The 1,001-nt window shown below is 63.2% G+C and carries 2 pseudogenes; both read right to left on the bottom strand.

Going from position 1 to position 1,001, the window contains the following annotated elements:
- Positions 1-608: pseudogene (locus AB0I03_RS27265) on the bottom strand (cell division protein FtsH); the annotation flags it as partial.
- A 283-nt stretch (positions 609-891) separates the two neighbouring features.
- Positions 892-1,001, bottom strand: a pseudogene (locus AB0I03_RS27260) (hypoxanthine phosphoribosyltransferase); the annotation flags it as partial.

The following is a 1,001-nucleotide window of genomic DNA, read 5'->3' as shown; positions in this document are numbered from 1 at the left end:
AACTTGGCGCCGACGGCCTGGAACTTCGCCGGCTCCTGGAGGAACTCCTTGATCTCGTGGAGCTCCTCGACGGCCTCATCGGCACCCGCGACGTCCGCGAAGGTCGTCTTGGGGGTGTCCTTGGTGATCAGCTTCGCCTTCGACTTGCCGAAGTTCATCACCCTGGACCCGCCGCCCTGCATCTGGTTCATCAGGATCAGGAAGATGACCGGGATGAGGATGAAGGGGAGCAGCGTGATGATCACGCTGACGAACGGGTTCTGCTTCGACGGGGAGACGGTGTAGCCGTCCTTGATCTCGCCCGTCTGGTACTTGGCCTGCAGGTTCTTCGCCAGGTCAACGCCCTGGTCGCCGATGTAGCTGGCCTGAATCTTGTTGGAGCCGGCGATCTTGTTGTCGCCAGACAGCTCGATCTTGATCTTGTTCTCGTCGCCGGTGGTCAGCTCGGCGGACTTCACCTTGTTGTCAGCGATCGCCTTGACGACCTGACCGGTGTCCACCGTCTTATAGCCGCCGGACGAGCCGACGACCTGCATCAACACGACCACGGCGAGGACGGCCAGCACGATCCACATGACCGGCCCACGGAAGTATCGCTTCACGTCCATCCACACGGAGCCACCTAAGGCCCCGTCCCTCCTGCCACAGTGAGGCACAACGCCCTCTGGAGGGCTGGTCGTGCGTACGGTGTGTATTACTGGCCCGAAAACCGACTGCCTTCGGACGGTACCCCAGCATTGTCACCCGGCGCCCGTGCCGGTGCGGAACAATGAAGCCCGGGATTCCCCTCTTCCTGCTCCAACGGCGGGAATCCCCGAAGGGTTCCCGACGCTCGCCACGGGCCATCCGGGTCCCCGTCCGACGCGGCGGCCGGGAGACGCGGGGTTGCTCTCAGCCGCCGTACACGTGGGGCGAGAGAGTACCGACGAACGGCAGATTGCGGTACTTCTCCGCAAAGTCCAGGCCGTAACCCACGACGAATTCGTTGGGGATGTCGAAGC

The organism is Glycomyces sp. NPDC021274 (assembly GCF_040641195.1).
Taxonomy (GTDB): Bacteria; Actinomycetota; Actinomycetes; order Mycobacteriales; family Micromonosporaceae; genus Glycomyces.
This window is presented reverse-complemented; position numbering and strand designations above follow the sequence as displayed.